This window comes from Flavobacterium sp. YO12 (genome assembly GCF_004119495.1).
Taxonomy (GTDB): domain Bacteria; phylum Bacteroidota; class Bacteroidia; order Flavobacteriales; family Flavobacteriaceae; genus Flavobacterium.
Map to the genome: position 1 here is coordinate 68,084 of NZ_NRQU01000007.1, position 13,226 is coordinate 81,309.

Here is a 13,226-nt window from a genome sequence, read left to right on the forward strand (position 1 = left end):
TTTTTTTATTCCGTCAACATACCAGTTTAAATAAGGATTATCAATTTTATAAGTCAGTGCATCTGCAAACCAAGCTTCGCCTTTTACAATGTAAGGAATATTCTCCCACATGTCGCCAATTGCAGTGCTTGCCGATTTATTAGGATGTGTATAAAGCATATAATAAGGCAGATTCTGCATCCACGGCAATTTGAAATAATCGACTCCGCTAAAATCGCCAAACATTTGAGAAAGATAAATTATCGATTTAAAGTTGACTCTAAAATAACCGTTTCCTTCGTGCCAGCCGCCGTCTGTTGTGCCAAGAACTGGAAAACGTGCCGACCATACTTCATACAAATAAGTAAGCCATTCTTTTGCTTCGGGCACATCGTTTATTACAGAAACTGTTGCAATAGCAAGGTTTCGCATCGTAATTTGCCAAACGTGATTGTCGCTTACGTGCAACTCAAAACGATTTGGAAGATGATCGTAAACTCTTTTAGATCTAAATTTAATAATGTTTTTAAAAAGTTCTTTTTCATCTAGTGATAAAAAATCATATCCTGCATCATAAAACCAGCCTAAAGCTTCAAGTACTGCACCGCTTGTAAAATCATCGCCAGTTGCAAGTCCGTCAGGATTCATATTGGCAATATTTATGGCTCTGCGTTTGGCATCTAAAATGAAACGTTTGTCTTTAGTAAGCTGATAAGCAATACATAAATTACGAACAGGAGTACCAACAGCATCTCCAAAACCATGATACATTCGCTCGATAATTATTTTTTTTCTAACGGATTTTTGCCGGTTGTATCAATTACGCGTTGCGGTTTCTCAGTTGGGAGAGGAGCAAGCATTAATTTTTCCGCGTAAGCGATAAACTTTTTAGCCTCAGGATTATCAAGATTGTTTTTGTAAAAATCTTCGCCAATTGTGCGCATATCCCACAAAAGCGGATGTGCTCCTTCATTTCTTTTTAAAACTTCGTTTACAGGCGGAGAAACTTTTTGGTTTGCATATTTTGAATCAATAACGAAATCATAAGTTGGAGACCACGTCCATTGATTGCTGTTTTTTAGGGCGTACCCATATTTCCAATACCATTTTCCAGATTTTAAAGCCTGATGCAAAGGATAAACCGCCCAACGTTGTTCGTTACTGGCAATTAAATCTTTAGTAAAGTTTTTATCGCTTGCCAGCATTACTTTGTATCGCACGTTGCCAATATTTGGATCTTCGGGAATTGCGCTGCCGCTTTCCATTGGTTTTACCATTTCTTTGCCGTTTGTTCCCGGCCAAAGCAGGGCAGGAGCATTTGTAGGCACCGTTATTCCGTTTACAGGATATGGCCATTCGCGTACTCTAGAATGTAATTTTTCGGCAGTGAGTTTAATTTCCGCAGGTTGCTGTGCAGCTAGTTTACCACTTAGAATTAGTAAGATCGCAAAACTTATTTTTTTTATCATGGTAATCATTACTTAGTTTTAGAATCATATTTTGCGACATCTGGTAATTCGTCGATTACTTCTTGCAGCATTGGTTTGTTATTGATAGTTTCAACAAGCATTGAGCTTCCGCTGGTTTGGTGTTGATACGTTTTTTTTCCTAGTTTAATAGCAGAAGCACCGTAATTAAAGGCTGCATTTAATTTTTCATTTTTAATGTTTAACATTGGAGCTTGATCACTATTTAATTGTGCAGATAGCTCCCAGTTGCCAAAATTTAGCTGAATGTTTCCATTTTTCAATGCAGCAGGTTTTATGATTTCTGCAGCTTTACCATCGATTTTAATGACGGTTAGAAAGCGCATTTTTTTACTTGGCGTTGAAGTTATTCCTGCATGCCACTGATTTTTGTATTCGAAAACTTTTCCGTCTGGGCCAGTTACTTTGTTCCAGTTTACGGCTGCTTCGGCAAATTTATCATGTACTTGCATTTTAAGATCAGTATTAGCAAAAACACTTGTATTGACTAAACCTACATCTGTTTTTACGGTAAAATTCTGCTGTTTACTGTTGGCTGTTTCTTTTGATTCTATGGTATAATAAGGCACTTGAAATTGTGTTGTCCATTTTACAGGTTTTTCAGCTTCGAGTTCGTCATAAATCACCACATAACCATCTTCTAACTGCAGATAATGCCTGCGATAAAGTGTAATATTTCGCTCTCCATATCCATTGGCTTCATTTGGTACGACATTAATTTTTTGAAAACGATCCAGCCAAAATTCATTTGTAATAGGACCGTAAGCTTTTGTAGCGTCGCCCAACACATATTGAATGTGTTTTCCGGTAATAAAACGTGGTGTCCAGCCATATCCGTCTTCGCCAATTTTCTGTCCCAAACTATCTGCTAAAATAGTAGAATAAGCTCTAGAAGTACGATAATCTAAAAGGTTATGACGATCACTAAAATTGCTGTAATAGCCAGTTCCTCCAAAAATTGTTTTGCCCTTATAGTTAATAGTAAATGCATTTTGTGAAGCATGACCGTGACCAGAAGAACCTATTGGGCAGCTAAAGAAATAACTGCTTAAATTTTTAGAAGTATCAGATAAATTTTCATGCATAGCCGTCATCCCGACATCTTTGAACCAACGTGATTTTGGTAATTCGCTAAAGGGAGATTCAGGCAGGTTTCGTTCTGCTTTGTAATTTAATAAGCGATAAAGCAAGAAGTCATCTGTTCCTTTAAAATGCTTTGGGTAATCCCTTTTAATATTGGCTACGTAAGTATTCAAATAAGGATTGTTTATTCTGTATGAAAGAGCATCGGTAAATAAAGCATCTACATTAGCAATGTTTGGTTCTTTTTCCCACATATCGCCCATAGCCATGCAAGATGCCGCCGATGGATGTGTGTAAAGTAAGAAATAAGGAACGTTTTGCATCCAAGGCAATTGAAAATAATCTACACCGCTCAAATCACCTAATAATTGCGATAAATAAAGAAAAGACCTGAAGTTTACTTTAAAATAACCGCTTCCTTCATGCCATCCGCCGTCATTATTACTTAAAATAGGGTATCGGGCAGACCAGACCTCATAAATATAAGTCAGCCATTTGTTGGCTTCAGGAAGCTCATCAACGGCTGCGACAGCACCAATTGCGAGATTTCGTAACGTAATCTGCCAAACGTGATTGTCATTTATGTTGATTTCGAAGCGGTTTGGAAGATGGCGATAAATTCGGTCACCTCTTAATTTGATAACAGATTTTAAAAATACTTTTTCTTCGGGAGTCAGAAAATCAAATCCAGCATCGTAAAACCATCCAACGGCTTCTAACACTGCACCTCCTGTAAAATCATCACGAGTAGCTAAACCGTCTGGATTCATGTGAGCAATATTCAACGCTCTGCGTTTGGCATCCAAAATAAATCTTTTGTCTTTTGTAAGCTGATATGCAATACAAAGATTACGTACAGGATTGCCTACCATATCTCCAAAACCGTGGTACATGGCTTCGATATTGATTTTTTTCTGAAGTTCAGATTTACCGGTTGTGTCGATGTAACGTCTTGGTTTTTCTTCGGGAAGCGGCTCCAACATCAGTTTTTCAGCGTAAGCGATAAATTTTTTAGCTTCAGGATTTGATAGGTTTTTTAAGTAAAAATCGCTGCCTATTTTGTTCATATTCCAAAGCCTCGGATGCTGTCCGCTAACACGCTGTAAAACAGTAGCGGCTGATGGTGAAACTAGATTGTTTACAGCAGCTGGATTAACGATAAAATCGTATGCAGGTGACCAAACCCAGTTTTGTGAGCTTTTCTGGCGATAGGCATATTTCCAATACCATTTTCCAGATTTCAAAGGCTGATGAAGCGGATACATGGCCCATTCTTGCTCTTCGCTTGTGATCAAGTTTTGCTTAAAATCAGGATCAGAAGCGAGCATTACTTTATAAACCACGTGGTGAATTTTTGGATCGATGGTGAAATCGTCTCCAATATCTCCTGATAATACAATATTCTTTTCGCCATTTGTTCCCGGCCAAAGCAAAGCTGGAGCATTGGTATTGATGGTTACTCCGTTTGCAGGATAAGGCCATTCTCTAAGTCTGCTATGCAGTTTTTCGGCTTTCAGCTGAATCGTTGCCGGCTGTTGACCATATATTTGAAATGTTATTACAAATAGCAATAACATAAGTGTTTTTTTTTGCAACATAATCTTGTTTTTGGTTTACAACCCAGATTGAAAAGTATCTCCGTTTTCTTTGCACCATTGTTTTAAATAACGGCGCATTTCATTCAGCTGTTTTTTATAAGCTGAATTAACGGCTAGATTTGTAATTTCTCCTGGATCATTGGTTAGATTGAATAGTTGTTCTTTTAAATCGCCTTTGTTGTAAACGATATACTTAAAATCTTTAGAAATTACAGCGCGTCCGCTGATGCCTAAAAGATCTTCGTTATCGGCAAAATCGGTTTCAATAACCAATGTATCGCGTAGGTTTTGCGCTGGATTGGCTATTTTTTTGCTAAGATCGATTCCTTTTAAATAATTAGGTTTTTGTACTCCGGTAAATCCGCAGATGGTTGGGATAATATCAATTCCGTTACAAACCAGCATTTCGTCAGTTCGTGGTGACCATTGACCAATTTTCGAAATAATGAAAGGTACTTTTGCTGACTCTTCGTATAATATTTGTTTTTGGTTCCAGCTGTGACCTGCGTAACCGTCACCATGATCTGCTGTAAAAACGATGATGGTATTTTTTTCGATATTGTATTTTTTTAAAGAGGCAAGAACCATTTCGATATAAACATCTACTTTTTCTACCAAACGGTTATACGCCCAGCGGTATTGACGCCATTGATCCTCTGTCCAGTTAACGCTTGGATAAGTTCCTGGATTTACTTTTTGCTGTTCACGTACAATTTTAGGCTCGTGATCTGGAATTTTCCAGTTAAGAGGCAGGGGTGGACATTGTGCTGCGGGTGGAGCTTGTTCTAAAACATCCATTTTTAGATCTTCATGGCGCGCCCACTCACAAATGTCATGTGGATTTAAAAATGAAGCGACAAGCAAAAATGGTTTGTCTTTGTTTTCTTTGATAAAGCGTGCACAGAAAGATGGAGTTGCAGCATCATTATAATCTTGAAAAGTTGTGTTTTCGATGTATTCAAAACCATGCTGGCTTTTCTTTGCAGTTGGTACGGGTAAATGCCATTTTCCAACATAACCTGTTTTATATCCTCCGTTTTGGAAAATTTTTCCCATCATGAGTAAATCTTCCGGCCATTGTCCGTCTTTCTCAGGAGCATTTCCAATGAAACCATTTTCAAAAGGCATTTTTCCGCTCATGATTGAACTGCGAGATGGCGAACACAAAGGCTGCGCACAATAGGCTCTAGTAAAACGCACACCGTTTTGTGCCAATTTATCCATTGCAGGTGTATGTAAATCTTTATTTCCTGCAATACTCATAGCATCAGCAGTCTGCTGATCGGTCATTATAATTAGAATATTAGGACGATCGCTGGTTTGAGCCTTACTCGTAAACGGGGCGGCGATCAAGCCTGCTAGAGATAGTAGTACTATTGTTTTTTTTAATAACATAATGGTCAGGTTTATTTAATAGCTAGCTGTCTTTTTATAGAACATAGAGTCTTTGAAAGTACAAAACGAATTTAGGGATCATTGATTTAAGATAGTTTTGATTTTGTACAAAATGATATTAATTTTAATTAAAAACGAATGCCTGTGCGGTATTTCATACTGATTTTGCCCTTTAGTTTTGTTCGCTTTTGAAAATATTCTTCAGTTTGGTGGTTTTATTGTTAATGATAGGTTTTGCGCTGTACGCTAAAAATAAAATATAGCCAAGTGTTACAAACAGAAAAAACATAGCATAACGAAGCCCGATGCAATCACCAAGAGTACCAATAATTAAAGGCACTAGTGCGCCGCCAAAAATACCAGAACACAGAATTCCTGAAAATGAACCATGATGTTTATGGGTAGAATTGAGTGCCAGCGAAAATACAATTGAAAACATAACCGAAATAGTAAAACCTAAGGTGATAAATGCCACAACTGCCATTTCTGAATCACCAAACAATGCGGCAATTAAGACGATCATAGAGGAAATACTGGCTGTTTTTAAAACTAGTTTAGAATCCCAAAGTTTTAAAACGACAAGTCCAAGTAAACAACCGAAAGTCATGGCTCCCCAAAACCAAGCAACGGCACTTGCACCTTTAGTAGCGGGATCAAGACCATGATAGCTTCTTAAAAATTCAGACATCCAGTTGGCTAATGATTGTTCTGTTCCTACATAGGCGATAATTCCTAAAAAGAAAAGCCAGATTTCGCGTTTTTTCAGTAATTCTAAATATACTTGGGAAGTTCCAGTTTTTTCATCATCGTTGAGTTTTACAATTGGTATTTTCAGGAATGCTACTACTAGAATAATTACGATAAAAATCAAAGTAAACAACCAGTATAAGATTGTCCAGTTTAAATCGTTTTGAACTAGATTGTTAAAAATAAAGTCTAGAAAAGCATTGTTTTGATGTAAGAGATAGGTAAAAACAAACGGACTGATAAATGAGGCTAATCCAAATGTAAGCTGTGCCATAACAGAGTAAAAAGCAAAGTTTTCTTCGCCTCCTGCTGTGCGCATTAACGGGTTAATAATAACTTGAAGCATTGCCATTCCTAATCCAATAACAAATAAAGAGCCTAGCGCAGTGCTGTAAAGAGGATTTAGAGCAAAGGCTGCTGAACCTATTAAATTTAAAGAAAAAGCGAGCAGCATTGCTTTTTTTTCTCCCATTTTTTCGATTAGTATTCCTGCGGGAATAGACATAATTCCATAAGCTAAAAAGAACGAGAATGGTAAAAAAGCCGCCATTGTAAGGCTGAGTTTGTATGTTTGAATGATGATAGGCATTAATGGACCTAAAATATTGGTTACAAAAGAGATTACGAACCAAATAACGAGAATCATTACAACCAGAAAATTATTTCGTTTCATAATGCTCCATTTTAAGTTTCTGAAAAACATTTGCAGTACAGCCCAATATACCTGCCTGATTTCCTAATTTGGCAGCAACAATCTGGGTATGAATGGAGGCCGCTGGAATAGACAAGGTTTTTGCTCGGTATCTTAATTCGTCGATATAAAATGTCCCCGCTTCACTGATTCCGCCGCCAATAATTACTTTTTGCGGACTGCAGATATTTATAAAACCAGCTATGCCTGCGGCTAAAGAATCAAAATGATGTTCCATGGCGCGAACGGCATATTCTTCGCCAATTAGGTATTTTTCGACAATATATCTGCCGTCAACTTCTTCAGAAGGAAATTGGTTTTGTGATTTATAATCTTCAATTAAAGCGGTTACAGATGCATAAGCTTCCAGACAGCCGCGTCCGCCGCAAGTGCAGGGCAAGCCATTTTGCTGTATTATGATATGACCTAGTTCACCGCCGCGATTGTTGAAACCGCCGTAAAGTTTTTTGTCAATCATAATGGCTCCGCCAATACCTGTGCCAACTGTTAGAAAAACAGCATCAGAACAATCTTTTGCCGCACCATAGGTTAATTCGCCAAGTCCCATTAAATTGGCATCGTTATCAATAACGATAGTATGACCGGTTAGTTCTTTTAAAATAACACCTAATGGTAATTCTTCGAAACCGGGTAAATTATCTGCACCGCCAATGATTACGTTATTTTCTACAAGACCCGGAAAACCAATACCCACACCAACAATTGGTTCTTTTAATTGTAATGTGCATTGTGTGATTGCATCTGCGATTAATTGTATAATTTCTTCTTGGGTGCCGGCATTCTGTAAGGGAACTAAAAAGGACAGTAAAATTTTGCCTTCTTCATTGACTAGACCGCATTTAAGTGAAGTACCGCCAATATCGATTCCAACTGCGTAAGATGATGACAGTTCAGAATTATGTAAGTTTATCATAATTGTAATTTTAATTATCCTCTTGAAGTGTTTATTTTAACTTCGAAGGATAAATTTGAGAGGAATGTTTAAGTAACATTAGATGAAAAAAAGTCGTTTTCAACTCAGATGAAACAATTAATGCAGAACGAGGTCCTGCATTAATGTTAAAAAAAGATATTTTTTACGAGGGGAAAATGAATTGTAAATATTCAAGAACCCACCGTTTAATATTTAGGATTTTGTCGTGTAATATTCCTATTTACGTCGGTTTCATTTTGAGGATAAGGATAAAGTTCATGTTTTCCTGCTACAAAGTTTCCTACTGAAGGATAGAAATAGTTGGAACGAATAAGTTTCACAGCATTAGCAGTTTCAGTTATTTTATCTCCTAAAATTCCCCATCTAATCAAATCGGCTCTTCTCATTCCTTCAAAAGAAAGTTCCCAAGCTCTTTCTTGCTGAACGGCTTTTAGGAAACTAGTTTTGTCAAGACCTGTTGGCAAATTCATCTCTGCTGTGGTTGGTTTTGGTAAAATTCTAGCAGTTGCCGTTGCGCCTGAGCCTTTTCCGTCGACACTTGTAATTGTAACAGTTGGTACAGAAGTATAACCGTCTCCAGTACGAAGCATTGCAATTGTGTTGACAGCACCGCTTGCCAAAGTTACAACAGCTGCTGATGCATCAGAACCACCGCCGCCTGTAATTTGGATTACTACATTTGCTGCAGAACTATATCCAGTACCTTTTGTTTTTAAGTCAACAGCAATACGGCTTCCTTGTACGTCGGCACCAAAACCTCTTCTGCGAACTTGATTAATGGCATCGTAAGCAATGGCATTTGGACCTTCATTTAATTCGTTTTCTACTTCGGCACGCATTAAAAGCAAATCAGAATAGCGCATAATAACCCAGTTAATGTGGCTGTATGCTTTTTCTTGGATTGAATTGGTTTGAAATTCACGGCTCCATTTTCCAACTGTCCAGCTCTCGTCTTGTCTTGTAGTTAAAAGCGGAACTTTATTTCCAGCTGCATTTAGCGTATACATGGCAATTGAGAAATCTCTTCTTTGATCTGCAGCATTAAATCCGTTATAAAAAGGTTTTGGAACAACACATCTTGAATTGGTCGAAGAATAAAAACCATTTGCAGTTGTTACACCATTAAAATTACCAATGTTAGAGGAGTTTTCTCTATATCCTGCTGGATTGTAAAAGGCAACTTGAAAAATGTTTTCAGTAGGCTCTAAAACGTGCAGACATTGGTTTTTAAAAACCTTTGAATACGATGGATTCAACTTATATGGGTTTTGTGCCATTACTTCGTTGATTTGCTGTTGTGCCAGTTTATAAAAGTCTTTATAGTTGGCAGGACGACTCATTACACCGTCAGCACCCAATGAATATCCGCCGGCAAATAGGGCAACTCTTGCCAGCATAGCTTTAGCAGCCCATTTGTTTACACGTTCATCTGTAGGAATTTGTTCCGGCAATAGGAGGGCAGCTTCTTGCATATCTTTGATAATCTGGGTGTAGATTTCTTTTTTGTCTACAAGACCGCCTTTTAAATCATCTCCTGCCTGTGAACTTTTTGTTTTAAAGGGAACGTCGCCCCATAAACGCACTAACTCAGAATAGTAAAAGCCGCGTAAAAATTTAGCTTCGCCAATAAATTTGTTTAATTGGTCTTTTTGAGCCTGTGTTCCTTCTGTGTACAAGGCCATTTGTGGAATTCTTTCGATCGCAACATTGGCTCTGTCAATTCCTTCGTATAATTTGCTCCAAACGGCATAAAAAACGTTAGTCTGCGAAATACCTTGATAATGAGGAATCATACGCCAGTCATCGGCACTTAAACCGTTGATTTGTTGAATGTCTGTATCAGTATCAAAAAGTATAGAGATATTCCATCCATAACTGTCAAAAGAGGACATTGCTTCATAAACTCCTAATACGGCCATATTGGCTTCGTCTGAAGTTTTAAAGAAATTGGCTGTTGTAAAATAAGAATAGGGTGTAACTTCTAATTCTTTTTCACATGAATTAAGCGGCAGTAAAAGAAAAGATACACTCGCTGCTATAATTGCTCCAGAGGAAAATATTTTGTTTTTCATTTTTTCTAATCTTTAAATTATAGTGAAATATTTAAACCAGTGATAAAGGATTTACTTCTTGGATAAGCACTAAAATCTACTCCTCTGGTAATCGCATTATTAAGTACGCTGACTTCTGGATCAAATCCTGAATATTTCGTAAATACATATAAATTATAAGCTGTAAAATAAACTCTCAAATTTGAGATATACGATTTTTTCAGCCACGCTTTAGGTAATGTGTAACCTAAACTGATATTGTTGATTCTTAAAAAAGAACCGTCTTCAATAATATCGCTGTACAAACGTCCTGTAGTGTTACCATTAAAAGCAGGGTTCGTTTTACCAACATTTAAAGCCGCTAATTCCGTAGGATCAGTTACACGTTGTCCAGCAGCATTTATAGTTGTCCATCTATCAGCAAACATGGCAAATGTATTTAGATTGTCTAAATTAAGTCTTGAATTGTTTAGCACGTTTGCATTGTAAATATCGTTACCAACAGTAAAATCAAGGAAAACACTTAAATCAATCCCTTTATAACTGAAAGTATTGTTTAAACCTCCTGTATATTTTGGGTTTGCATCTCCTATTGCGGTTCTGTCAAGATCATTGATAACACCGTCTGGAGTACCATTTGGACCACTGATGTCTTTAAATTTAATGTAACCTGGCTGTACGGCAAGATTATCACTTACTACACCGCTTTTTAAAGTATAAGTACCAGCAGTTGCGTTATAATCAAAATCACTTACTTGATATAAACCATCGTTTACATAGCCATACATTACTCCAACTGGTTGTCCCACTTTTAGGATGTAGTCATTTTTGTCTGTATAACTATTAGTGATAAGTGATGTTTCGCCTTCACTTAAAGCCAGTACTTTTGTTTTGTTAAAAGCAATATTAAAAGTGGTGTTCCAGTTAAAATTTTCATTTTTAACATTAGTTGTATTCAAGGTAAATTCTATACCACGGTTTGAAGTTGCTCCAATATTCTGAAATTGTTTTTTAAATCCAGAACTTGCTGGAACACGAGTATTGTAAAGTAAATCTTTAGAACGATTTTCATACAACTCTGTAGTAAGAGAAATACGTTGTTTAAAGAATCCTAAATCTAAACCTATGTTGGTCGATTTAGTAGATTCCCATTTTAAATACGGGTTTGGAAGATTACTTTGAAAAGCAGTAATATTTACTTGATTGTTTAAAGGATATGATCCTGAATTGAAAATACCTAAAGCAGCATAATTTGCAATTCTGTTATTTCCAGCTTCTCCATAACTTAAACGGAATTTTAAATCAGAAAATGCAGGAATGTTTTTCATGAAATCTTCTTCGATAACTCTCCAAGCAGCAGAAACTGATGGAAAAACTCCCCATTGATTTTCAGTTCCAAATTTAGAAGAACCATCTGCACGTAAACTTGCTGATAGTAAATATCTGCTTTTGAATGAATAATCAGCTTTTCCAAAAAATGATAATAATTTATCATCTTCAGCAAATGAAGTAGGGATTGCGGCAATTGTACCAAGCTGTAATTTATCCCATCCTAAATTTACATTAGGGAATGCTGACGCTGCTGCTGAAATTCCTTCAGAATAATTGTAAATATACTCTTGACCGGCTGTTACGCTAAGTTTATGTTTTTTAGCAAATGTATTATTGTAGGTTAATACGTTGTTGTAATTTAAACGAGTCGAAAGATTATGTGTAATACCTCCGTTTGCTCCGCCAGATCTAATAGCTTGTATTCCTTCAGCACCATTAAAGTACTTACTTTTAACGCTGTTATCCGTGTAACTTACCAAACCGCTGTAAACTAATTTTGGTGTAAGGTAATACGAAAGTTGAAAGTTCATGTTGATAGAACGATTGACTGTTTCTCTTTTTTGGCTGTCTATAGTGATAAGCGGACTTTGAAATGCTGGTGAAGCTTGATTGTCTAATGGATCAATCAGTAAATATTTAAGATCATCGTCAGAACCACTTTTTCCAATAGTAGGGCGATATTGTAATAATGTTTGCAGCATACTTAATCTCGCATTTCCACCATCATTTGTAGATAATCCTGTAATTTTTTGATTAGAATAATTGACAATAGCATTAACTGTAAATTTTTTGCTTATCGCTTGTGTTACCTGCAATTTTGCAATGTTTTTTAAAGATTCACTGCCAATCATAATTCCTTGATCATTATTAACAGAATAAAAAGCATTGTATTTTGTATCACTTTCGCCGCCGCTGATACCTATTTTATGATACTGATTTACAACAGCATTTCCAAAAACTTCATCTTGCCAATTGATTCCTGCTCTGTTTTTGTAAAGACCTTCCATTTCATCATAGGTTCCAAAAGTGTTCAGGTATTTTTGCATTCTGGTGTCGTCTGTCGCACTTTCGTAAACCAATTGTGTGTATTGGTACGGATTCATTACCGGTAATGTTTTGGCAATTGTTTTTATACCACCATAAGTATCGTAACTTAATCTAAGTTTTCCGCCGGCAGATTTTTTTGTCGTTACCAAAATTACTCCATTTGCACCTTGTGCACCATAAATAGAGGTAGAGGATGCATCTTTTAATACATCAATAGATTCGATATCCATTGGATCTAAAAAAGCAAGACCGCCAGTTTGTGCGACACCATCAACTACATAAAGCGGTTCATTACTCTGCGTAATCGAAGTTCCCCCTCTAATTCGTAATGAAGGCTGTGCACCAGGAGTTCCGTCAGGCATAGTTACCTGTAATCCGGCAATACGACCTTGCATTGCTTGTGCTACGTCCTGCACAGGAATTTTAGCTATTTCAGTTCCTTTTACAGAAGATATTGCACCAGTAAGGTTTTTTCGTGTTTTTGTTCCATATCCTACTACAACAACCTCATCAAGATTATTAGCATTATCAATAAGTTTTGTATTGATGAGTGTTCTGTTTTTTACTTGCTCTTCAGTAGTTTTGGTTCCTATAAAAGTAAATACTAATACAGCATTAGATTTTACTTTAATTTGATATTCACCATCCATAGAGGTGACTGTGCTGTTTTTAGTTCCTTTTTCAGAAACGGTTGCCCCAGGCATAGGCATATTTTGGGAGTCGGTTACAACACCTTTAACTGTAATAACATCTTGCCCGTACATCACGCAAGTTGTCAGCAGTAAGAATAAAAATAGAGTCCTTTTCATAGTTTTGGTTTTTTATCGGAATATTTTTTCATTATTCCAGATAGCTATTATT

At 36.7% G+C, this 13,226-nt stretch carries 6 protein-coding genes and 1 pseudogene; all 7 read right to left on the reverse strand.

Translation table 11 applies throughout. The features are described 5' to 3' along the window. A pseudogene (locus BOW55_RS21230) lies at positions 1–1,457 on the reverse strand (DUF4962 domain-containing protein); the annotation flags it as partial. Then, a complete protein-coding gene (locus BOW55_RS03650; protein WP_129023017.1) occupies positions 1,457–4,126 on the reverse strand; it encodes a DUF4962 domain-containing protein in 2,670 nt (889 codons plus the stop codon). The pseudogene BOW55_RS21230 and the gene BOW55_RS03650, both read right to left, overlap by 1 nt. Positions 4,127–4,162: 36 nt before the next feature. Then, positions 4,163–5,542 (reverse strand): sulfatase, encoded by a 1,380-nt coding sequence (locus BOW55_RS03655; protein ID WP_129023018.1) that lies wholly within the window; start codon positions 5,540–5,542, stop codon positions 4,163–4,165. A gap of 172 nt (positions 5,543–5,714) precedes the next feature. Beyond that, the gene (locus BOW55_RS03660; RefSeq protein ID WP_129023019.1) at positions 5,715–6,962 is read right to left on the reverse strand and encodes an MFS transporter; all 1,248 of its coding nucleotides are present in this window, start codon (positions 6,960–6,962) and stop codon (positions 5,715–5,717) included. Continuing rightward, positions 6,949–7,914 carry an ROK family protein gene (locus tag BOW55_RS03665; RefSeq protein ID WP_129023020.1) on the reverse strand — a complete coding sequence of 322 codons (966 nt, stop codon included), beginning with the start codon at positions 7,912–7,914 and terminating at the stop codon, positions 6,949–6,951. Before BOW55_RS03665 ends, BOW55_RS03660 begins: the two co-directional genes overlap by 14 nt. A gap of 206 nt (positions 7,915–8,120) precedes the next feature. Then, the gene (locus BOW55_RS03670) at positions 8,121–10,007 is read right to left on the reverse strand and encodes a RagB/SusD family nutrient uptake outer membrane protein (protein WP_129023021.1); all 1,887 of its coding nucleotides are present in this window, start codon (positions 10,005–10,007) and stop codon (positions 8,121–8,123) included. A 17-nt stretch (positions 10,008–10,024) separates the two neighbouring features. Further along, on the reverse strand, positions 10,025–13,174 hold the full coding sequence (locus tag BOW55_RS03675; RefSeq protein WP_164974997.1) for a TonB-dependent receptor: 3,150 nt from the start codon (positions 13,172–13,174) through the stop codon (positions 10,025–10,027). Positions 13,175–13,226 lie beyond the last annotated feature (52 nt).